General features: G+C 39.3%; 23 protein-coding genes, 1 tRNA gene and 2 pseudogenes. 6 read left to right on the top strand and 20 right to left on the bottom strand.

The features are described 5' to 3' along the window. Nucleotides 1–61: 61 nt before the first annotated feature. The 3 genes and pseudogenes from gyrB to B6D67_RS10390 all read right to left on the bottom strand — a co-directional run. Nucleotides 62–2,014 (bottom strand): DNA topoisomerase (ATP-hydrolyzing) subunit B, encoded by a 1,953-nt coding sequence (gene gyrB / locus B6D67_RS03210; protein WP_010922104.1) that lies wholly within the window; start codon nucleotides 2,012–2,014, stop codon nucleotides 62–64. Next, nucleotides 2,015–2,575, bottom strand: a complete 561-nt coding sequence (locus B6D67_RS03205; protein WP_010922103.1) for an HAD-IA family hydrolase — start codon at nucleotides 2,573–2,575, stop codon at nucleotides 2,015–2,017. Nucleotides 2,576–2,677: 102 nt separating this feature from the next. Next, a pseudogene (locus tag B6D67_RS10390) lies at nucleotides 2,678–2,948 on the bottom strand (FtsW/RodA/SpoVE family cell cycle protein); the annotation flags it as partial. Between the two features lie 4 nt (nucleotides 2,949–2,952). On the opposite strand from B6D67_RS10390, the pseudogene B6D67_RS10100 reads away from it, so the two are divergent. Next, nucleotides 2,953–3,306: pseudogene (locus B6D67_RS10100) on the top strand (tyrosine-type recombinase/integrase); the annotation flags it as partial. On the opposite strand, the gene B6D67_RS03195 reads toward B6D67_RS10100, so the two are convergent. The 5 genes from B6D67_RS03195 to B6D67_RS03175 all read right to left on the bottom strand — a co-directional run bounded on the left by B6D67_RS03195 (nucleotide 3,269) and on the right by B6D67_RS03175 (nucleotide 6,213). Beyond that, nucleotides 3,269–3,340, bottom strand: a tRNA-Arg gene (locus tag B6D67_RS03195). The pseudogene B6D67_RS10100 and the gene B6D67_RS03195 sit on opposite strands and share 38 nt — an antisense overlap. Nucleotides 3,341–3,586: 246 nt before the next feature. Beyond that, nucleotides 3,587–3,934, bottom strand: a complete 348-nt coding sequence (rplS, locus tag B6D67_RS03190; protein WP_002985298.1) for a 50S ribosomal protein L19 — start codon at nucleotides 3,932–3,934, stop codon at nucleotides 3,587–3,589. Between the two features lie 114 nt (nucleotides 3,935–4,048). Next, nucleotides 4,049–5,311: a voltage-gated chloride channel family protein gene (locus tag B6D67_RS03185; RefSeq protein WP_011285464.1), complete on the bottom strand. Its 1,263-nt coding sequence runs from the start codon at nucleotides 5,309–5,311 to the stop codon at nucleotides 4,049–4,051. Then, nucleotides 5,304–5,588, bottom strand: a complete 285-nt coding sequence (locus tag B6D67_RS03180) for a chorismate mutase (RefSeq protein WP_010922101.1) — start codon at nucleotides 5,586–5,588, stop codon at nucleotides 5,304–5,306. Before B6D67_RS03180 ends, B6D67_RS03185 begins: the two co-directional genes overlap by 8 nt. 175 nt (nucleotides 5,589–5,763) lie before the next feature. After that, nucleotides 5,764–6,213 (bottom strand): flavodoxin, encoded by a 450-nt coding sequence (locus B6D67_RS03175; protein WP_002985303.1) that lies wholly within the window; start codon nucleotides 6,211–6,213, stop codon nucleotides 5,764–5,766. Between the two features lie 393 nt (nucleotides 6,214–6,606). Here B6D67_RS03175 and B6D67_RS03170 point away from each other — a divergent pair, with 393 nt between their 5' ends. Together B6D67_RS03170 and B6D67_RS03165 are read left to right on the top strand one after the other, a co-directional pair. Then, complete coding sequence (locus B6D67_RS03170; RefSeq protein WP_010922100.1) at nucleotides 6,607–7,548, top strand: DHH family phosphoesterase; 942 nt, start codon at nucleotides 6,607–6,609, stop codon at nucleotides 7,546–7,548. A 114-nt stretch (nucleotides 7,549–7,662) separates the two neighbouring features. After that, a complete protein-coding gene (locus B6D67_RS03165; protein WP_002985307.1) occupies nucleotides 7,663–7,923 on the top strand; it encodes a type B 50S ribosomal protein L31 in 261 nt (86 codons plus the stop codon). A gap of 96 nt (nucleotides 7,924–8,019) precedes the next feature. Here the strand turns inward: B6D67_RS03165 and B6D67_RS03160 are convergent, their stop codons facing one another. The 4 genes from B6D67_RS03160 to B6D67_RS03145 form a co-directional block, all read right to left on the bottom strand. After that, a complete protein-coding gene (locus tag B6D67_RS03160) occupies nucleotides 8,020–9,219 on the bottom strand; it encodes an SIS domain-containing protein (protein WP_011285463.1) in 1,200 nt (399 codons plus the stop codon). 18 nt (nucleotides 9,220–9,237) lie between these two features. Then, complete coding sequence (locus B6D67_RS03155; protein ID WP_010922098.1) at nucleotides 9,238–9,960, bottom strand: GntR family transcriptional regulator; 723 nt, start codon at nucleotides 9,958–9,960, stop codon at nucleotides 9,238–9,240. A gap of 147 nt (nucleotides 9,961–10,107) precedes the next feature. Beyond that, the gene (locus tag B6D67_RS03150; protein ID WP_029714003.1) at nucleotides 10,108–11,655 is read right to left on the bottom strand and encodes a zinc ABC transporter substrate-binding protein AdcA; all 1,548 of its coding nucleotides are present in this window, start codon (nucleotides 11,653–11,655) and stop codon (nucleotides 10,108–10,110) included. Nucleotides 11,656–11,806: 151 nt separating this feature from the next. Beyond that, nucleotides 11,807–13,225 (bottom strand): C69 family dipeptidase, encoded by a 1,419-nt coding sequence (locus B6D67_RS03145; protein ID WP_029714004.1) that lies wholly within the window; start codon nucleotides 13,223–13,225, stop codon nucleotides 11,807–11,809. A 277-nt stretch (nucleotides 13,226–13,502) separates the two neighbouring features. On the opposite strand from B6D67_RS03145, the gene B6D67_RS03140 reads away from it, so the two are divergent. Genes B6D67_RS03140 through B6D67_RS03130 form a run of 3 tightly spaced genes read left to right on the top strand, consistent with a single transcriptional unit; the run spans nucleotide 13,503 to nucleotide 14,613 of the window. Next, entirely contained in the window at nucleotides 13,503–13,742 is a 240-nt protein-coding gene (locus B6D67_RS03140) for a hypothetical protein (protein WP_029714005.1), read from the top strand. A gap of 39 nt (nucleotides 13,743–13,781) precedes the next feature. Further along, complete coding sequence (locus B6D67_RS03135) at nucleotides 13,782–14,255, top strand: hypothetical protein (RefSeq protein ID WP_002986905.1); 474 nt, start codon at nucleotides 13,782–13,784, stop codon at nucleotides 14,253–14,255. 1 nt (nucleotide 14,256) lies between these two features. Beyond that, nucleotides 14,257–14,613, top strand: a complete 357-nt coding sequence (locus tag B6D67_RS03130) for a hypothetical protein (protein WP_002986907.1) — start codon at nucleotides 14,257–14,259, stop codon at nucleotides 14,611–14,613. Nucleotides 14,614–14,681: 68 nt separating this feature from the next. On the opposite strand, the gene B6D67_RS03125 is transcribed toward B6D67_RS03130, so the two are convergent. The 8 genes from B6D67_RS03125 to B6D67_RS03090 form a co-directional block, all read right to left on the bottom strand. Then, nucleotides 14,682–15,548 (bottom strand): DUF334 domain-containing protein, encoded by an 867-nt coding sequence (locus B6D67_RS03125; RefSeq protein WP_011054729.1) that lies wholly within the window; start codon nucleotides 15,546–15,548, stop codon nucleotides 14,682–14,684. After that, nucleotides 15,536–16,060 (bottom strand): Panacea domain-containing protein, encoded by a 525-nt coding sequence (locus B6D67_RS03120; protein ID WP_011017840.1) that lies wholly within the window; start codon nucleotides 16,058–16,060, stop codon nucleotides 15,536–15,538. The genes B6D67_RS03125 and B6D67_RS03120 overlap by 13 nt, the downstream gene beginning before the upstream one ends. A 139-nt stretch (nucleotides 16,061–16,199) precedes the next feature. Next, nucleotides 16,200–17,402: a glucosaminidase domain-containing protein gene (locus B6D67_RS03115; RefSeq protein WP_046735271.1), complete on the bottom strand. Its 1,203-nt coding sequence runs from the start codon at nucleotides 17,400–17,402 to the stop codon at nucleotides 16,200–16,202. 112 nt (nucleotides 17,403–17,514) lie between these two features. After that, nucleotides 17,515–17,700 carry a holin gene (locus B6D67_RS03110; RefSeq protein WP_011184796.1) on the bottom strand — a complete coding sequence of 62 codons (186 nt, stop codon included), beginning with the start codon at nucleotides 17,698–17,700 and terminating at the stop codon, nucleotides 17,515–17,517. Then, nucleotides 17,697–17,996: a hypothetical protein gene (locus B6D67_RS03105; RefSeq protein ID WP_011018110.1), complete on the bottom strand. Its 300-nt coding sequence runs from the start codon at nucleotides 17,994–17,996 to the stop codon at nucleotides 17,697–17,699. The genes B6D67_RS03110 and B6D67_RS03105 overlap by 4 nt, the downstream gene beginning before the upstream one ends. 10 nt (nucleotides 17,997–18,006) lie before the next feature. Further along, nucleotides 18,007–18,624 carry a DUF1366 domain-containing protein gene (locus B6D67_RS03100; protein ID WP_029714007.1) on the bottom strand — a complete coding sequence of 206 codons (618 nt, stop codon included), beginning with the start codon at nucleotides 18,622–18,624 and terminating at the stop codon, nucleotides 18,007–18,009. A gap of 2 nt (nucleotides 18,625–18,626) precedes the next feature. Continuing rightward, entirely contained in the window at nucleotides 18,627–19,055 is a 429-nt protein-coding gene (locus tag B6D67_RS03095; RefSeq protein ID WP_011018112.1) for a DUF1617 family protein, read from the bottom strand. A gap of 11 nt (nucleotides 19,056–19,066) precedes the next feature. Next, on the bottom strand, nucleotides 19,067–20,953 hold the full coding sequence (locus B6D67_RS03090; protein WP_046735272.1) for a gp58-like family protein: 1,887 nt from the start codon (nucleotides 20,951–20,953) through the stop codon (nucleotides 19,067–19,069). Nucleotide 20,954 lies beyond the last annotated feature (1 nt).

The following is a 20,954-nucleotide window of genomic DNA, read 5'->3' as shown; positions in this document are numbered from 1 at the left end:
CATGATTTTTAGTCAATTCGTCCTCTTTGGTAGCAGATTCCTTGTGAAACTAAAAAGGTGACTAAATATCCAGTGTACTATAAACCGCATTTTCCTCAATGAAATCACGTCTTGGTTCAACACGATCTCCCATTAACATATCAAATACTTTATCTGCTTCTGCGGCATCATCAACTGTCACACGCGCCATCAAACGATTTTCAGGATCCATAGTAGTTTCCCAAAGTTGATGGTCATCCATTTCCCCAAGACCTTTATAACGTTGAACAGTTGGTTTTGAACGACCAATACTATATTTTTCAAGAGCTGTTTTTAATTGGTCTTCTTGATCAATACCTGGCTGAATATACTCTTTAATCTCACTACCGACCTTAACACCATAAATAGGTGGCTGGGCGATGTAAACATAGCCAGCTTCTAGAACAGGTCTCATAAAGCGGTAAATCAAGGTTAAAAGTAAGGTTCTAATATGAGCGCCATCCACATCGGCATCGGTCATGATAACCAGCTTTTGGTAGCGAGCTTTTGACACGTCAAAATCTGCACCAAAACCTGTACCCATAGCGGTAAAGAGACTTCTAATTTCTTCGTTGGCAAGAATCTTATCCATAGTTGCTTTTTCCACGTTCAAAATTTTACCGCGAATAGGCAAGATAGCTTGAAACTCTCGGTTACGACCTGATTTGGCCGACCCACCCGCTGAATCTCCTTCGACGATGAAAAGTTCGTTTTGGTTAGCGTCATTTGACGAACAGTCTGCTAATTTTCCAGGTAAGTTTGAAATTTCTAAGCCTGATTTTTTGCGGGTGACTTCGCGGGCTCGCTTAGCTGCAATTCTAGCTTTAGAAGCCAAAATCCCTTTTTCCACAATCTTACGAGCAACTTGTGGGTTTTCCAAAAGAAAACGTTGAAAGGCCTCACTAAAGAGACGATTAGTGATCTTAACCACTTCTGAGTTGCCCAATTTTGTTTTGGTTTGACCTTCAAATTGAGGATTTGGATGCTTAACAGAAATTACCGCCGTCAAACCTTCACGAACATCTTCTCCTGTCAAATTGTCCTCATTTTCTTTAAGAATTTTATTTTTCTTAGCGTAGTCATTGATGACCCGAGTAAGAGCCGCTCTAAAGCCTTGTTCATGCGTTCCACCTTCATGAGTATGAATATTATTAGCAAAACTCATGACTGTTTCTTGATAGCTAGTCGTGTATTGCATGGCTACTTCAACTGCAATACCTTCTAATTCACCATCTGTATAGATGGGCGTTTCAAAGATAACATCTTTTTTATCATTTAAAAATTCAACATAAGAACCAATTCCACCTTCATAAAGGAAATGTTCTTCTTGTTCCATACCTGAGCGCTTATCTGTAATGGAAATTTTTAAACCACGATTCAAAAAGGCTAACTCTTGAATACGTTTTGCTAAAACACTGTAATCAAACTGAGTCGTTTCGGTAAAAATTTCTGGATCGGGTGTAAAGTGTACGGTCGTGCCAGTCACATCAGTGGTTCCAATGACCTCAAGATCTGCTACAACAGCCCCGCGTTTAAATTCTTGGTAATGAATTTGGCCGTTTTTATAAACACGTACATCTAATTGTGTTGATAAAGCATTAACAACAGATGACCCTACACCATGTAATCCTCCAGAAACCTTATAGCCGCCTCCACCAAATTTACCACCTGCGTGTAAGACTGTAAAAACTGTTTCAACGGCGGGACGTCCTGTCTTGGCTTGGATATCAACTGGAATTCCACGGCCATCATCTACTACTGTAATGGAATTATCTGCTTCAATAAAGACTTTAATATGAGAGGCAAAACCTGCTAATGCTTCGTCAATTGAGTTGTCAACAATTTCCCAGACTAAATGATGCAAACCCTCTTTAGCTGTCGAGCCAATATACATCCCTGGACGCATGCGGACAGCCTCCAGCCCTTCTAGAACCTGAATTTGACTGGCATCGTATTCTTGCATTTTTTTTTCAAAATGTTTATTTTCTTCAATCATCTACGTTACTATCTCCAATAGGTTTTTTCTACCGTCAACAAGCAAGGTATTAAAACCCGCTGCTTGTCCTGCTTGTTTATCAATTAGCCGATCTCCAATTACTAATCCACTATTAATATCATACTTTTCTTTTAAATAAAACAAACTTTCAGGATTTGGTTTCCGAGCAAAGCCATTTGAAGCTGTCACGACTTCTGTAAAATAGATTAGCAACCCAGCTTGCTCTAAAAGTTGGTTCACCTGACAATCTCGATGAGAAATTAAAAAATTTCGCGAACCTGAAGTCGCTATCTTTCCCAAAATTTCTTTAGCTCCCAAACACCAAATGGGTTGTGCCAATTTGTCTGCTTCTCTTAGCCTATACACATGCAAAAATTCTGGCTCATTAGGAGCAAACATTGCCACAGCGATAGCGGTTGATTCTTTTAATTTTTGGTAAACAGCATCGTGATCTCCTGGAAGGCTGAAAAAAGCTAGCGTTTGGACAAAAGCTTGGGTTGAAAGCTCGTAATTATCGAGTAAGGTACCTCCCAAATCCCATATATAATCTTGATAATTCATACCTTTCATTATATCACAAATTCACTTAATATTATAGTTATTTCACAAATAAAACAGGTATCGTAATGACTGAATAAACGAGTCTTGCGATGTTCTATTCCTCTAATGGTAACACATACACCTCTTTAGCTGTTCCTTTCCTTTTTGATCTCCAGAAAGTATGTACTGATAATTCATAAACAGTACCAAGCCCACTCTAATCAAGTTAGAAATCAAAGCTGATCTTCTTTAGGAGACAAAAGGCAGGGAAATTCCTGTCAATAGTAAAATGCCAATAGAAGCACCGCTATTTTCCAATATGATAAATCCTTTTGAAATATATGTATAAAAAATGATTTAATTTAAATGTCACTTTTAACATACGATAGATTAATCACAAGCAGAGTGCTAACAGCTTTCCATATTCAAAAGGTTTACCAATTTTAAACGCGTACATCAATAAGCGATTGAAAATTTACGGAGATTATCACACGCACTTATTTAGACACTCGCATATATCATTTTTAGCAGAAAAAGGGATACCGCTAAATGCGATAATGGATAGAGTTGGTCACAGCGATCCAAAAACAACATTATCTATTTACAGTCACACAACTGTAAACATGAAAGAAATTATAAATAAACAAACTGACCCTTTTAAAACCGGAATAAAACAAAAAGCCTTTGATGTAAAGGCTTTTTCAGTGACAATAATGACCCCTGCCGGAATCGAACCAGCAACTACTCCTTAGGAGGGAGTTGTTATATCCATTGAACTAAGGGGTCTATCTTATACTCACCTTGTCTTCTATTTTAACCTAGAAAATAAGGTAATGCAAGATGAAATATCAGATAACTGAAAGTTTATTTTGCTTCATTTTGTTATTACAATATACTAATTATAACTGCTAAGGAACTTTCAAAGTGTCCTACAAGCATAGCGTTAATCACCAATTGTCACATTGTCACGACGACATAAAAAGACTAGAGACTCTAGTCTTTTTATTCTATTACGTTACGTTTCGGTTCAAACTAACGACGAATTTCTTTGATACGAGCTGCTTTACCTTGTAATGCACGCAAGTAGTAAAGTTTCGCACGACGGACTTTACCGTGGCGGATAACTTCGATTTTGTCAACACGTGGTGTGTGGATTGGGAATGTACGCTCTACCCCGATACCACCTGAGATTTTACGAACAGTGTACATTTCTGAGATCCCTTGACCTTTACGTGAAATAACAACACCTTCAAAGATCTGGATACGTTCGCGAGTTCCTTCGACAACTTTTGCGTGAACGCGAACAGTGTCACCAGGACGGAAGTTAGGGATATCAGAGCGAAGTTGACCTTCTGTCAAACTTTGGATTAATGGATTCATTTTTATTCTCCTATCTTACTAATCTTAAGTACTTGTCTTAGCGGATTAGCCGTAATTTTCGTGTGTCCATTACACACGAGATTTATTCTAACAAAAAGCTTCTTTATTGTAAAGCTATTTTTTTAAATCCATCTGATTTACCGTCATGTCTTTTAAATTGATCATGACTACTTTTTGATAACTGTAAATGGAATGTCTGTGACTAACCATATAGGCTGCAGCCGAGGTGACAAAATATGCTAGGGCATTCTCTGGACCAAAGACCTCTATCCCAATAAAGATAGGGGCCCAAAAGGTATTTGTTGCACTTCCAAATACCGTGGTGTAACCAAGTGCAGCAACCAACAGTACAGGAAGACCTAAGTAAGGGGCCAAAACGATGCCTAAAGAAGCTCCAATAGCAAATAGAGGCGTCACTTCACCACCTTGAAAGCCTGCAGATAAGCTAATCACCGTCACGATCATTTTTAAAAGCCAGTCGTAAGTTAGGATAGTTTGGCCAGAAAAAGCTGCCGCAATCAAATTGGTTCCTAGACCACTATATCTTCCGACGTGACCAATCATCAGACAGATAGATAACAAAGCACCGATAAAAGCAATCCGGAAATAAGGATTTGGTAGCTTTTGACTGAGGTAAGGTTTAAACCAGCCAAGTAAATAGGCAAAACTATTTCCCACCAGACCAAAAATAAGGCCTAACCCAATTAATTTAACCAATGTTAAGGGAGTTATGGTCAATGTTTCTTCAAGAACAATCGTAAATTTCTCTAATCCCAAGGCATGGGAAGTCCAAGAAGCCACGTAAGCAGCAACTAAGGAAGGCAATAAAGCGGAATAACGAAGCGTTCCTACTAATAAAACCTCGAGGGCAAATACGACAGCAGCAATTGGCGTTTGAAAAAGCCCTGCAAAACCGGCTGCCATCCCCATAATCAAAAGATGTCGTGCGGCTTCTTGACTAGTCACAAATCTCCGACAATAATGAGAGATAGTAGCTCCTATTTGAACGGCTACCCCTTCTCTACCCGCACTCGCTCCAAATAAGTGGGTTACCCAAGTTGAGAACAAAATAAGAGGAATGAGAATAGGAGGAATCTGATTTTTTTGACCATGCCCTACCTGAAAAACCAATCCCATCCCTTGACGAACCTCTTTGCCTAACTTATCGTAAAGAAAAACGATAACAAGGCCTGCTAGGGCAAGAAATGGAAGAAGCAAGAAAAGGTGGTGATCGCGATATTCGGAAAGAAACAAAAGCCCTTTGCCAAAAATAACATCAACCACTCCAACCGCGCCCCCTATGGGAAGTGCTAATCCTACTAGTCCTAACACTTCTTTCAAGGAAGGTTTAGGCAGTGTTGCAATTGATTTAATCATTAATGTCACCACCTGTTAAGTGTTGCGTTTGATACTGCCGTGAAAGAGACATAATGGTTTTAAACGTCTCATGGATAGCTGGCTCAAATGCTTGGTCTTTAACGAGATAAGAAACCCTATCTAGGATCTGATTTTCCCTCGCCTGATCTAAGACAGGCAAGTGATTGGCTAGTTTATAAGCTGTTACTTGCTCTACAAGTGCCATCCGCTTTTCTAATAAGGCAACCAAGTGGTGATCAATACCATTGATTTCTTGTCGTATCTTTTCTAAACGCATAACTTTCCTTTTCTAGATGTATTAGATTATCTTTTTATTATAGTTAATAAGAGGATCAGAAGCAAGGTGAAGCTGATTGTTTTTTTCAATTCCTACCCTGAAGTGACATTCCCTTTATTTTAGGTTAAAAATCTAAAAATGCCAAGGAAGTCCCTGACATTTTTACTAAATAGTTTTATAGATTATTAACAGCCTGTGAGAGTTGCTCTGCAAAGGCCTCTAAACGATCGATGTCTTCATCTTCTGCTGCCAAGTCTACTTTGACAGGCTCTGCACCTTTGATGGCACCAGTAAGCGCAAATTGCTCTGAAAAGTCATCAACAGATTTGCAAAAATAGTCATAAAAAGTGTCACCAGAGCCGACAACGCCATAGATTTTACCTTCTAAATCTAAATCTTGTAAATCTTCGTAAAAATCAACGATTTCATCTGGTAAGTCACCATCACCATAAGTATAAGTCGCAACGACAGCGATATCAGCATTCTCAAACTCTGAAGCGTCAACTGTTGTGCACTCATCAATGTCAACATCATGGCCCAATTCTTGCAATTTATTTGCAACGATATCAGCGATTTCTTCAGTATTTCCCGTCATGCTGGCATAAACGATTTTTGCTAATGCCATAAATTCCTCCCAAAATTACTAAACTATGTTTATTTTAGCACACTTTTTTAGGAAAAGCACTAATTGTTTAACGAGAAGGTTGATATGATTGCTTAAAACACTTAAAAACTATTTTTTCACTTGCATTTGCAAGACTAGCTTTGATAGTATCATAACTGATAACTAACCTCTTTTCTTCCTAGATTAATTTACCATTATCTAGAGCTTACTTTTATGCTATAATAAAATAGGATATGATTTTCAGATAAAATGTCAATTTATGGTCTTTGACAATCTTAAAAAATTCTAGCATTAGCCACTTAACATAACGCACACCTCCCTATGACACAAACCGTTTTTTGAAGACTATGTTAAACGGTTATTTTCCTCTTTTTGAAAAAGAAAGATTAAAGCATGATAACAACTTTTGAAACAATTTTAGATAAAATAAAAGCTCACCAAACTATTATTATCCATCGCCATCAAAATCCTGACCCTGATGCTCTTGGTAGTCAGGCCGGCTTGAAAGAAATTATTGCACAAAATTTCCCAGACAAAAAGGTTTTGATGACTGGTTTTGATGAGCCTAGTTTAGCTTGGATTAGCCAAATGGATCAGGTGACTGACAAAGACTATAAAGAGGCTTTGGTCATCATTACAGATACAGCGAATCGACCAAGGATTGATGATGAGCGCTACACACTGGGGAAGTGCTTAATTAAGATTGATCACCATCCCAACGATGATGTGTATGGTGACTTCTATTATGTGGACACAAGCGCTTCTAGCGCAAGTGAAATCATTGCAGACTTTGCCTTTAGTCAGAATCTTACTCTCTCTGACAAGGCTGCTAAGCTCTTATACACCGGTATCGTTGGTGATACAGGGCGATTTCTTTATGCCTCAACCACTAGTAAAACCCTTTCCATTGCTAGCCAACTCAGACATTTCGAGTTCGACTTTGCTGCGATTTCAAGGCAAATGGATTCGTTTCCTTTGAAAATAGCAAAGCTGCAAAGCTACGTCTTTGAGCATTTAACAATTGATGAGAGTGGGGCTGCTTATGTCCTTGTCAGCCAAGAAACCTTAAAACATTTTGACGTGACCCTAGCAGAAAGCTCTGCCATTGTCTGTGCTCCTGGTAAAATTGATAACGTTCAAGCTTGGGCTATTTTTGTTGAGTTAACTGACGGCAACTACCGTGTGCGTATGCGCAGTAAAGAAAAGATTATTAATGGCATTGCTAAGCGTCACGGTGGAGGGGGGCATCCCCTTGCTAGCGGAGCCAACTCAGCTAATTTAGAAGAAAATCAAGCTATTTTCCGAGAACTCATCGCTGTTTGCCAAGAGATTTAGGATTTTTAAAAAATAAGGAAAGAAAAGCCTTGTCAAGTCATTCAAGTTTTGTTACACTAGAATGGTTAATAACTATGATGCATTAAGTGTCATGGCAGAAAGGAATTTTTTAAGATGAGAAAAGACATTCATCCAGATTATCGTCCAGTTGTTTTCCTAGATACAACTACAGGTTACCAGTTCCTTAGCGGCTCAACAAAAGCTTCTAAAGAAACTGTTGAGTTTGAAGGTGAAACTTACCCACTTATCCGTGTGGAAATTTCATCAGATTCACACCCATTCTACACAGGACGTCAAAAGTTCACTCAAGCAGATGGACGTGTGGACCGCTTCAACAAAAAATACGGTCTCAAAGACGCAAACGCAGCAAAATAAGCAAGACAATACAAAAAACCTTCCTGTATCAGGAGGGTTTTTCTTTTGACCTACTAGCACAAAATCATTTCGTTTTACGGCTTCTACACAAAAGCTTTAAGCTTTGTTGCATTGACGACTACTAGTCGGGTAAGGGTGAATCGTTACTCCTTTGACCACACGATTAACCGTTCCTGTCGCAGATGGGGTGTCAGGGGAATTTCCTAATGTAACGGCCGTTAAGAGGGCCAAGGTCTGCGCGACTAAAATCATGGGAAAAGCTAAGTAAGCGTCTGGCAATAAGTGACGGGTGTCTAGTCGAAATTGGTCCTCTGAAAAGTTGATATCCCCTCCTTGCAATAGAGCCAAGATTTTAAGGGCAATGCCATCTGCTTGGATTTCCTCTAACATGTCCAAATCGTACTGTCTGACGTAAGCATCATTATTGACAAATCCAATGACTAAGGTACGGTCATTAATAAAAGATTTCGGACCATGCCTAAAGCCCATAGAGGACTCGTAGAGGGTCGCAACTTGTCCAGCTGTCAATTCTAACATTTTTAATTGAGCTTCTTGGGTTAACTTGGCTAAACCAGCAGAACCTAGATAAACTAAACGTTCAAATCCTAAATCAGCTAGCTCTTGTAGCCGTCTTTCTTGGTCAATAACAGCTTGCCCAGCAAGAATCATATCAGTCACATAAGCTTCTTTCTGAGCTATACTGTTAGCATCATCAAAAATCAAAAGAGCCGCTAGCATCATACAGGTAAAACTACCAGTCATGGCAAAACCAGCATCATTAGCGTCTTCAGGCATCAAATAAAGGTAAGAACGCTCATCTTGCTGTGCTTTTTTCGCCAGTTCTCCATCTTTGGCGCAGGTAATGGTTAAATGATAACTATTTGGCACTAGTTGATTGACCAGGTTAACAGCCGCTACACTTTCTGGACTATTACCACTCCTAGCAAAGGAGACTAATAGTACCGTCTCTTCCTCAACAAGATAATAATCTGGCGCCGCAACCAAATCGGTTGAAGCAACGCTCTCAAAGAGATAGCGCTGCCGATTCCCCACCTTCTTCAAGTAAGGGCAAATGGTATTACCGATGTACTCAGATGTACCCGCACCTGTAAAGATGACATGAACGTTATTTCTGTTAGCGCTGTTACAAACTCTCTTTAAAAAAGAATCCAGAGAATCTCTTGTTTCTTCAAAAAACGTCATGGTTTCTTGCCATAAACGGGGTTCTTGTTTAATTTCCTTGGTAGTGATAGCTGCACCAAGAGCCTCCAAAGCTTCCTGCGTTTTTGTAAACATGTCCTAACCTCCAATTCCTTAACCATTAGGGTGATGTTGCACCCGGTACCTAAACTGATCCGCCCTTGCAATGCTGAAAGTCAATTCAATTAAGATATTTTTATCATTATAAGTTTTACGAATAATATGTAAGACAGGATCTCCCTTTTTAATGCCTAAGAGACCTGCTTCATAGTCCAAGGCAATGCTGGCATAAAACTCTTCTTCTGCAAGACGGATTGTTTCTTGATAGTCCTTTGCAAAGATATCGTACAAAGCTTTACGCTTTAAGTCCGCAATGCTTAACCCCTGAAAAGGCTGAGCAGGAATATAGGATCGTTCAAACATCAAGGGCATATCATCTGCAATCCTTAGGCGTTCTAATTCAAAAACTTCTGTATCGGGATCAAGCTCTAAGAGACCAGACAAGTAAGGTGTTACCTGATACTGTTCAAAAGAAAGAATCTCTGTTTTAGGAGTTTTCCCCATTTTTTTCATCTGCTCTGTAAAGCTGTAAGTACTTGATAAATCAGTGGCAGGTTCTTTGATTCCTGAAACATAAGTCCCCTTGCCCTGCTTTTTATAAATTAAGTCTCGTAATTCCAATTCCTTAAGAGTCAGTCTAATCGTGATACGACTAACACCGTAAAGGTCACTTAATTCTCGTTCTGACAACAACTTATCGTTTTCTGTCATGCTTTTTTTGATTTTCACTTCCAAGTCATCAACAATCTGTAGATAGAGTGGTTGTTCTTTTGGCATCTTATTCACCTCTAACTTGTTATAACCACTTAAAGTATATTATAATCATAAGTGTCCGTCAAATTAATGTTGAGAATTATTAAATTTTTTTACTCCACAAAGAAAAAGCAAACCTCCTTAAAAGAAGATTTGCTTAGTGAGTTAAGATTAATGAGCATTGATTTCTTGGGCGATTTCACGACCAGATAAGTCTGAACCGTAGTAAGTTGGCCAATGTTCTAACTCTTTATGTAATTTTTCTTGGCTGTCACCACCCCAGTACAGGTGGAAATGCTTTGCTTTTTCAGGAGCAATGGCATGGTCACTGAATTGAACGTATTTGAATTCGCCAGCATCTGCTTCTTTAGCTTCAAACATGAAACGAACCCCGCGATTTCCTTTTGGATAGGTCAAGATTTCTTTGCCGGCGTATGTGTAAGTGAAGGTTTTCTTTTCACCATTACGAACAAAGGTCATGGTCTTTTTCTTACCATTGATTTTGATTTGTTCCACGTCAGTTTTATAACCAGTAGTGTAGTAATCTTTGTACTCGGCTGCTGTCATTTTACCTTTAGATTTTTTAGCCTTGTAGTCCCAAACTTGGTCTAAAGTACCATCTTGTAGATAGGGGTAAACAGATTGCCAGCTACCTGACCAGTCAGATAATTGACGATCTTTGACTTCTTTGTCTTTGAAATAACCATTGTAAACTGTCTTAGTCGTGTCTTTTTCTGGAAGAATTTCTTTACCAGCCACATCAGTGGTTAAGCGTAAGGTTTCAAGGTTTTTACGCATGACCGTAAAGTAATCTTGGCCAGCTTTCATCTCTTTTTCAGTCAAACCTTCAAGCGGACTAAGCACAGCCGCTTTAACTCCTGCTTCTTTAGCTAGGGTTTTTGCGACTTTACTTGACGCATTTTCCTCAAAATAAATGTATTTGATGCCATATTTTTTAACGTATTTTGACAAAGTAGCAATACGTTTTGCTGATGGTTCTGCATCTGGTGTGACACCATTAATAGAAATTTGGTTCAAGCCATAGTCAAGTGCCATATAACCAAAAGCTGCGTGTTGTGTCACAAAGCTCTTTTGCTTAGCATCTGAAAGTGCTGCCGTATAGTCTTTGTCAAGCTCTTTTAATTTTTCAATATAAGTAGCGGCATTGGCTTTGAAGTTCTCTGCTTTTTCTGGGTAAGCTTTTGAAAGACTGTCGCGAATATTTTCAACGACTGTAATGCTACGGTATGGTGACAACCACACGTGTGGGTCAAAAGCATGGTTGTGTCCTTCTTCGCTATGTTTATTATGCTCATGCTTTTTGTCAGCATCCTCATGGTGATGGTCATGTCCAGCTCCTGCTACCAAGAGCATGTTACCAGTTCCCTTGACGATGGTCACTTTTTTAGATGTCAATGATTTTTTCACATCAGAAACCCAAGTTTCCATATTGTCATCCATATAAACAAATGCATCTGCATCTTGGATTTTTTTAATGTCTTTTGTAGAAGGCTCAAAATCATGAGGTTCCGTTCCTGCTTTCATAAGCATGAAAACATCGCCATCATTACCAATAACCCCTTTTGTAAATTCATAAACAGGATAGAAAGTTGTCACCACCTTCACTTTACCCTCTGCTAAGACTTGTTTTGCCTGAGTAAGTTGCCAAGCAAAAAAGACACTGATTAAACTCATCATTAAAAGAATTTTCTTTTTCATGATTCCTCCTTTGTTATTAACTGGTTAAAAATTGACCAGTTAAGTATAGCATACTTTGATTTTTTTTCCAAGTTTTTGTCTTTTTGCGATTACTTTTCCTAAAAAGTTATCGTAAAAAAGGCTAAGCAGTTGCTCAGCCTTAGCTTCACTATTAATCGCTCAAACTGAAACGATTGGTCATTAGATTGCTAGCGTCAAAGAGAATCTTGTTCAACAGCGTCTGCGTTTCTCCTTGCACATAGTCACTCATTTTTTGATTTTCCTCTTCCAAATCGACTGTTTCACCAGCCAATAACTGTGCTTCCACAGCATGTAACATGGCATGACCTTTTGCCATGGTTTCTTCCAAGTAATTGTCCAAATCAGTTTCATGATGATTGTAGTGAGGATCTGCCAAAGCCGCAATCAGACGGTTGGTCCAATAGAAATTGTCGGTAAACACATTTTCGTAAGTGTTGGCAAAATAATCTGGAATAGTCTTCACCTGTGTGAAAAAAGGCACCATGGTATTAAATGGCATTGACCCATAAGCCATCCATTGAATAGCGGCAATTTCTTGAGGTTTATTAGGACGAATGTGTAAGATAGCGGTTTGGCTGGTACGGTTAATGCCAATAGGGCGAAAGACTTTCTTACTAACAGGAGTTCCTTCTGAACCGTAAGGGTCATAACCCGTGTCCTGATAGTGACTACTCAATACATATTTGACATCTTCTACTGTTATTTTACGGTAAGGTTTTTGACACCAAGCAAGGGCAAAGCTGCGCGGGTCTTGCACAATTTCTGGGTTTAAGAATTTTTGCATGATCCAAGCACGTGGCGTATTATACTGACGGTCTTTGTCACGTTGACTACCAAAGGCATAGCGCGGATTAAAATGCTCATGGCTATAGGTTAAATCTAAGTGATACGTGTCAATAAAGTCCTTTAAATCAGCTGAGCAAAGGTAATCTTCAGGATTGTTAAATTCAAAATGATCAATGCCAAATTGATTGGGATTGGTGACATAAGCATCATCTGGCACCCGTCTTGCAATCCAGTGATGACCACCAATCGTTTCCAGCCACCAAATGTCATGTTCATCTGAAAAAGCCACACCATTTGACTCGTAAGTGCCATAGTCTTCTAAAATGGCACCAAGGCGCAAAACCCCTTCACGCGCAGAACGGATATAAGGGAGCACTAAGGTCACCATGTCCTCCTCACCAATACCAGAAGCTACTAGAGGATCTGCCCCTAAAACACGAGAATTGGTAGTGATGGTTTCAGTTGCTGACATGGCCACATTAGCCTCGTTCACGCCTGCTTCTGCCCAGATACCATCTTTACCAAGCGCATCGGGAACAGACGTGTAAGTCATGGGATTGTCCGGTAAGTCCATTTCAAAGGAAGATTGCACCGAACGGTAATGTCTCGGTTGATCTTCTGGTTTCACCACAATCATTTTTTTAGGCGTGAAATCACCATTTTGAGAATCTTCTGTTCGAGCAACCATGGTTGAGCCATCATAAGATGCCTTTTTACCGACGAGTATAGTTGTACATGAAAAACGCTGTATTTTTTTATCCATTTCACGACCTCCTTTTTAAGACGATTATATCAAATATCCATTGAACTGGATGCAAAAATTTTCATAATTCCAGCAGCACCTCCTTATCTTATTATTCGTAAAAAGTCTTATAAAAAAGACTTTTTTGTTTTGGTCTTGTTTAATGGAATATTTTTTAAAAAAGTTTAAAAAAGGTATTGACTTAGGTGCTACCTAATGTTATAATAAGTATGTAAGTAAGACAAAGGCTTACAAAAAAAATAAATCGCAAGGCCTGAAAGAGGCCGAGGAGGAAAATATGAAATACTTTACAACTGACATCGAAAATATTGAAAACATCACAATCTTTGAAGAGTTTGGTTTTGACTTTGAAGAATCAGAAGACGGAACTTGGTATACAGAAGATAAAGCGATGTTTGACTGGTGGAATGAACTTGCTCAAGCAATCGAATTTTTAAACGATAACCGGATTGATGCAGAAACTAATGAACTAGCGGACTACGTAACAGTTGCTAAAGAAAACGGATTTGAATTTTAATTAAGAGGGGCTGCCGCTCCTCTTTGTTGGTAAAAAACCATGAGAAAATTAGATTTGACAGGGAAAACATTTAATCGCTTAACTGTTATTAAAGAGGTGTCGAACTCGAAAAAGGGCACGTACTGGTTATGTCATTGTTCATGCGGAAAATTTGTTGAAATTAAAGGGACTGCTATTAAAAGTGGAACAACAAAATCATGCGGCTGCTTGGCCCTAGAAATTGCTCAAAACCTAGCTAAAGAAACCGAAGCCGCAGAAAATGCACATGATGGATATAACCAAAAACGTGTTGATGGCATTGCTACTTTTTTAATTAACGATAAGATACAAAAAAATAACAAGACTGGTTATAAAGGTGTTTTGCAATATAGATTAGCTGACGGATCGATAAGATATCAAAGCTATTTAACTGTTGGCGGTAAAAATTACAGTAAAAAAGGCTTTAATGCACCAGAAGAAGCTTATAATTATCGTCTAAAACTAGTCGAAAAATACGTACCGAAGGAGAGATAAAATGACAAAAACAACAGCACAACGCAAAAAATCAATTTATATTAACGGCGCACTGGAAAAGGTTTATGATGAGTGCTGCAACGGTATGCGCAATCGTACGTTTAGCGGTCGTGTCATGGATATTGCAGAGCGTTATGATGTTCTGATGGGGCTAACAGAGATTCCAGAGTTGACACCACAACAGCAAATGATTTTAGGTGAGGCTGTTCTCGGTGCTTTTATGGACCGCAACAAAATCAGATATTTACATGACGCTATTGCCGATACAGAGATTGACGGATGTCTTGATTTAGCAAAAATTGTTAGAGACTTAGACTACACACAGCGCCTAAAATTGATAGAGTCGATTAATATTTGAGCAGCTAATATTGCTGCTTTTTTAAACGCACAAAAAACCGCCCAGAAATTATCTGAGCGGTTGGTTTTTTATTTAAGGAGACAGTGACTAACTACAGTTGTTAAAACAAGTAAGAACATTAAAGAAAAATAAAATGAATGTCTCATGAGAAAATGACGCCATTTATGCCGACACCCATTATCACATTTTGACGAATAGCAGTTACCAAAATTTTTACCTGTAATTCTAGCTACCCACAGCAACAAAGAATACATCAATGTCAATACACCGATTAGCATTAGACTTGAGACAGTAATCATCCTTGATAAATCAAGAGTCTGAAGATCATTACCAATGTCAAATATCGCCCTTGCTACATCTATACCACCAAACATAACAAAAACAAAAGCTGAAAACACTCCTAAGATAGCAATAAAGTCTGTGTAGATTGAAGATTTTGTATTCCGAACATCATCCACTCCTTGCTTAACTTTTTGCAAAACACCGTCAGTCTCTGCGGATTGTTTTTTTAATTCGTCATTTGTAGCTGCAAGGTTAGAAGTTTCTTTTGCTAATGTGTTTAGCTCAGGGATAATCTTCTCCAGAACATCTTTAGCTTCTTGAGAGTTTTTAAGTATAAATTTTTTCTGAGTTTGAGCTAATGAATAATTGCTTTTTATTTTATCGAGGTTTTTTATCAAAATATCTTTTTGTGTATCAGTCCCTGAAAATTCCGAAATAATAAAGTCGATATTTGAGTTTAATTTCTCATTTTCTTCAACGCTATCTTCGTGACTATACACATATTCAGCAATTATTTCATAAGGAATTGTGACATTATCTTTAGCCATTTCCCTATGATAAACCTTTAATAAAGTGTCTTGATTATTTACTGGTGCTTTGCAAAAATTAGCATCTAGTAATAATTCCATAAACGCTGGAGCTATTGTACCCATATTTTAGCCCCTGGATTATGTCCAAAAAAGTCTTTTATTTCTTCGATTGTATATTTAATTCCTTGGACACCGTCCATTATTCTATCCTCATACTTTTTCCAAGGTGTATGGTCGTGAGTAATATCAACAAGTTCGAACGGACCGAACCCATGCAGAGCATCAACTGTATTCTCAATCAATTGAGTATTCTCTACTTTTTGTGAGTCATATTCAGTTATCTCTAAGTCAGATAACTCCCCGAATGGGCTGACGCTGAATTCAACATATTCCATAATCATCTCGTCTGTAGAAATGGAAAAAGCTCCAAAACGTTTATATTCATGATAGACATCAGGAACAACCGGTCCATACTTCCACTTTTCCATACTCTCTTCAAAAAGCGGAGCTCCATTTTCAAGAATGTTTCTTACATTAACGAAGTATAATAATTTTTGCAATTTAAGGTTATTAATTTTGTAGCCTTTTTTATTTGAATACTCAATTATATAATTTGCAACAAATAACGCATGCATCTCAATTACACCTCCTTTTTCTTAATTATAACATATTTGTCAAGTACTATATCTTGTTAGCTAAAAAGTTAGCTAACACTACATCTTGATTAGGATACCAAAAAACAGCCCCCGCAAAAAGCGAGGGCATTTGTCTTATCTAATTTAATTTACCCCAAATACTGATGCGGTTCCCGTCTTTATCAGTCTGTCCAATAGCTAGGTAGTCACGCATACCTGAACCTCCAACATAGCTAATCCAGTAATAGCCATTAGCGTAGCCCTCACTATCAAAGCTAACGGTATCGCCTTGCTTATAGCTACCTACTACTTCACTGGCTAGGCTTGGCCAACGTCTAATATTAATCTCTGCGACATCTAGGGTAAAAGTACCTGTTTTTGGTATCTCTACGATAGTGTCAGACGTTTGCGGCTCGGTTCTGACTGGTTGCGTGACTGTATCCCCTTGATATGGGGGGTAAAACCAACCTATCACGCCAGTAAAGTCACGAGTGTTAAAACGAGCTGGTGCACCGACATACAAAGCATCAGGATTGCCATCAATGTTTTGCTCGACAGTGCGCATGGTGTAACCGTCACTATCCTCGATAACAATTCCCGTATGTCCAAATTGATGATACGGCACTGATTGGACAAATGTAGCGCCTGCTTTTGGGTTTGCCTCTGTTGGCATACGATGGACTTCCCAGCCTTGCGCACTTGCGCTGTCTAATAAATCAATCGCATTGCCCCAAAGATCAACACCAAACCAATTTTTAGCGACAAAACAAGGCAAGTCACAGCATTGCGTCCCGTGAGCACCGTCTTTGTCAACACCCATGCCTGAATTAGCAAGGTTAACACAGTATTGTACAATTTCGTTTGCGGTTGTCATCGTTTCCTCCTTATTATTTTTAAGAGCTTCTCTATCCCAACTTTGTAAGTCGTTTTCCTCAATCAGTTGGATTAAAAGTTCGACATAGCTACTTGCCGTAGCGTATCCAGCTGCTTTAATAGCGTAACAAGCTTTTTTATAGTCAGTCTCACCGATAACTGCTTTGTAGCGTGGATTATCGTTTAAAAATTTGCCATGATCAATAATACTGTCAGTCCAACTATCATAGGCCCTAAATCGGTCCACAATATCCGTGACGATACCAGGCTGGTACTCCTCCTGAGTTTTTGTATTAAATGACTTACCAGTCCAAGAGCTATCTGCCTTGATACCAAACAAAGCATTATGTGGAGCATACTTGCCCCACCCGCTCTCTAAAATGGCTTGAGCAGCTGTCAGAGATGGCAAAATCTTATGAGTGTGCCACTCTGCGATAACTGCGCTTTTTATTTTGTCTAAAAATGCCATCTATCATCCTCTCCTATAAATGGAGCCAAAATCAAAGCAATCACGGCCAGTGGAAAATATAGCACTATGATAGCTATGATGACGGCTAGTTGTGTGATTGCTTTTCTCATGGTTACTCCTCTTCTTTAATTTGTGACACATTCATCAGGACACAAGTTAGTCCTGATAGTAATACCGCTGACAACATCGTTGGCCAGTTAATATCCGTAATCAACACGCTTGACCCGATAAGACCAACAGCTGTTTGTGCCATTGTTTTGATTGTTTTGATTGCTACTTTTTTAAACCATTTATTCATTTTTCTTCTCCTTTTTTAAATAGCGTAATAATACGTTCTTTGTTGATAATAACTTCGTCTTCGACACGCCCTAAACGCTCTTCGTGGCGATCGATAATTTTTTTGGTAATCTCACGGTCACGATCAAGGTTTTTAAGCTCATAAGCTAACTCCTTAATTGAGTCCTTGAGCTGAGCCATGGCAAACTCATTAGCTTCCATGGCTTTTTTAAAGGGGTTGACGATAAATCCCCAAACACCCAAGATAGACAAGAGAGCGGTACACGCAGCTCCTATCTGCAATAAATCAAAGTGCATCTAACCACCCCTAATCTTGTTTAACTAATTCCGCATATTTGATGACTGTTACTTTGTCCTCTGACTCAAGCTCCTCTAAGGTCTGTGCCTCATAAGTAAATGGCTCGTTAACATGTACAAAGACTAAGTTCCCTTCGCCTGCTTCACCATCTTCCTCTTTAGTACTGTCAACCACCGTAAACACGTCATAAGCTTGATACTCACCTTTTTTGGCTGGCTCGATTAGCTCTAACATACCTTTGTAGATATCAGGTTCAACTTTCCCACCACTTGTCAATACGTGGATGGTTTGCAAGTTAATCATCCGCTGTGTACGCTCTGCGGACACCTTAGCTAGTCCAGCGGCTGTTTGGGCTGTTTTAGCAGTCTTAGCGGTTTCTTGTGAGATTTTTTCCAAGTCATCAACTTTTTGGACTGCTTCGCCCATAGCGATTTCGACATATTCGGATTTTTTAAATTCTTCCAAAGCGGCTTTGATAATCTCTGTGTCATTAGTTGAGGTTAAGTCTTGCTTGATCAGTTGTGGGATAACAGCGCCATCTTCTGCTGTGATAATGATGTGTGTGCTTGCGACTGCTCCTGTGCTGTCATATTGTGGATATTTCCCTGTTACTTTCCAATTGCGCATAATTATTCTCCTTTACTTTCTTCAAATTGTTCCAAAATATTATCAATTAAGACGATTTCCTCTGATGTAAATTCATCTTCTGATTCGGCTAGATATTCCAAGAAATCGATAAAGCGTTTTGAATACTCATGGCCTTTGATAGTGATGTCCTCATTACCAAGCTCTGTCAGTAAGTCGTTGAGCTCGTCGATTTTTTTTGGGTCCTCAATCTTGATATTTTTATGCTCGTCGATGACAAACTTGCCGTCTTTATTTTTTAGAGCGTACAAGTCAATAATGTCAGCCTCATCCTTGGCGTACTCGTTGATTTTATCGACCACTTTTGCCAGTAGCTTGGCACGTCCACGGTTGGCACGCATATTAGTGATTTTGATTTTGTCAAGTACGCTATAAAACGTGTTTAAGTCTTTATTTTTTAGTGTTAAATCCATGTTGTCTCCTTTTAAATAATATCAATGTAATTACTCAACTCTCTAGTGACAGCAGCTATAAAATTGCTGCGAGCGGTATCCCACCCGGCATTCCTCAGATGTCCCCAGCAACGTCCGAGTGCAACAACAGCATCATACAAGTTGTTCATATCAAGGATTTTTTTCGTCTTGTCTGGTCTAAACTTAAAGCCTCTATTGATGTTAAAGTCATCTGCAATAAGTACACTATCACCATAAATTTCTGTCTGGTCGACTGCCGCAGTGTGGTTGTAGCCTGTAGCGTGCCTAAAGCAACGCATACCCGCAAAACGTCCAGATGACGCACTGTTGACCCCATCACCAGATGAGGTGATACCAATAGAGGCATATAGTGCCGAACCTGTATAACCTTTTGGTGTGGCATTACTAAAGTGTACAAAGGCAGTGTGTGTACCGTCTTTACGCACTAGAGCGTTATCTCGGCTGTTAAAGTTGATGGTCGCGTTACTGTTAAAATCAAGCTTAGCGCTGTTAAGGTCGATAAGCATAGCGCCATTACGAGCTTTGATGACTTTGCCCTCGAGCAAATCAGTGATAGCATAGCCAATTTTAGCTTTGATAAAGTTAGCGTCTAAACCAACGATACTACTTGCGTTAAGGTTAATCACTCTAATCTTAGCAGCGTCAATCGTGCCTGCAATAATCTGATCAGCTCTGATTTTGATAGCCTCTGCTATCTTTGTGGTAAAGGTGCCGTTGACAGTCGTATTGCCATCGAGAGCGATGTGTTTACCTGCGATTGTTACTCCGTAGGAGTTTAAGTTAATCGCTGAGATAATATCATTACCAGACATTTTGGCATTAATGCCGCCAGCCTTTTGGATAGCTAATTTAATGCTGTCTCCAGCGCCACTAATAATACTCATGACACCATCTCTAGTAACCCGCTGCTCAATTTGTCCTGCTAGTTGAGTAAGGCGTGATTGGATTTTACCAGTCGGGGACCCCACATCACTCTGCAAACCTCTAATTGTATGGGTTAAGCTACTGTAATTATCTTCCGCATCCTGCAAACGCCTTTGGTAACTCTCCAAACTCTGCTGCACACGACTGACTGCTCCTGTCCTGTCTCTAATCTCTTGTGAGATTTGGCTAGCTGTTGACTGCTGTACAGCTCTTAGTCCGCTGATTTGAGACTCGAGCTCTATCCTCATGCCTTGATTACTACGAGTAAACTCAGCACGTAAGCCCGCAAGCTTACTCTCGTAGGCCTCTGTAGTGCCGCTTGAGGTTGTTGTGATCTTAGCCGATAACTGTCTTAGCTCGTTATCATACTTTTGTGATAATCCTTGAGCGGTTGCTTGTATCTCAGCTTGTAAACCGATTTTATCATTGGCTAGTTGAGCTTTTAGGCCGTTAATGCCAGACTGGTAACTTGAGGATAAGCGCCTATCAGCATCTCGATACTCACGCCTGATACCATCAATGGTATCATTGATGAGCGCTAGCTTTTTATCAGTATCCTCGCTGATACGTGTAGCGACACCTCTGGCGGAGTTGACTATCTCGGTCTTGATCTTACCGTCGTAGTATTCCTGCAACATACCACGGTTAGTCAGCTTAATTTTTGACCAAAGCTGGGAATTAGCAGTATCTGTCAGCTCTAAGCTAATCTCTTTGAGGTCTTTAAATAGTCCAGTCGGATTACCTGTACCCTCAACTACTACTGGCGCAACATAGCTAGTAGCTTGGTCTCCTCGCTCAATCATGAGCTGATTAAAATGCGCTGTGCCTAGACACTTGCTAGCTAGTCTGACTTTTGGGTTGTCGTCCTCTGCGGTAAATGTGTAATGCACACGTCCATCCTTACCAATAACGAGATTTGACTCGTCTAATGTCAACGTTGGATCTCTACTCATA

The organism is Streptococcus pyogenes (assembly GCF_002055535.1).
In the GTDB taxonomy this organism is placed as follows: domain Bacteria; phylum Bacillota; class Bacilli; order Lactobacillales; family Streptococcaceae; genus Streptococcus; species Streptococcus pyogenes.
The sequence above is the reverse complement of the archived record's forward strand: the minus strand, read 5'-3'. Positions and strand labels throughout refer to the sequence as shown.